Below are 661 nucleotides of genomic sequence, written 5' to 3'. Positions count from 1 at the left end.
AGTGAAGCAGGCGCGTGATGGGGTTCCAGGTCGGACCGCTGATCTGGCCGGTAAAACGCCGGGTTTCAGTGGTTTCGCCGGCAGACGTGCTGATGTAATCCAAGATTACGGTGCGGCCGATCCAATCTGTCGGCACTACCGGCACACCGGGCGCGATAAACAGGTCGAACCCGGCGATGCCGGCGGCGCCCTCCTCCCGATCGACGGTGACGGTACCGGTGAGTTGGGCAGTGACGGCCACCCCAGCCACCAGCAGCCGCAGTGCCCACGCGAAGGCCTGGCCACGCACCACATATTCAGGCTCGGCGGCACCGCCCGGCAGGCTNGTTGAGCGACCAGCCGTGGGTGGCGCCCTGCGTTTCAGACGGAGCTTCGGCGAACACGGAAAAGACCGGCATGTAGCAGGCCTGGTACAGCGTGGCGCCCGGTACCGGCGGGATGGTGACCACGCCAGCGGCATAGCTGCATGGCACCCGCACCCACTGGTCACCGATCAGCGCCTGAGCCCATGGAGCCATGTCCGGGCGCGGCGTGTGCTGTAGCGCGAATTCAGGACCGGTGCCGACGTGGTTGATAACCTTGGTACTGCGCAGCTCCAGCGGCTGCGAGTAGTCCAGGCCCGCCAGCCCGGGCGGCATCCAGCCAGAGCCGGAAATGCTGC

1 pseudogene is annotated in these 661 nt (G+C 66.7%); it reads right to left on the bottom strand.

The features are described from left to right. Positions 1-241: pseudogene (locus EA795_RS20720) on the bottom strand (hypothetical protein); the annotation flags it as partial. Between the last annotated feature and the right edge of the window lie 420 nt (positions 242-661).

The sequence above is a fragment of the Stutzerimonas nitrititolerans genome (assembly GCF_003696285.1).
Lineage (GTDB): Bacteria > Pseudomonadota > Gammaproteobacteria > Pseudomonadales > Pseudomonadaceae > Stutzerimonas > Stutzerimonas nitrititolerans.
This window is presented reverse-complemented; position numbering and strand designations above follow the sequence as displayed.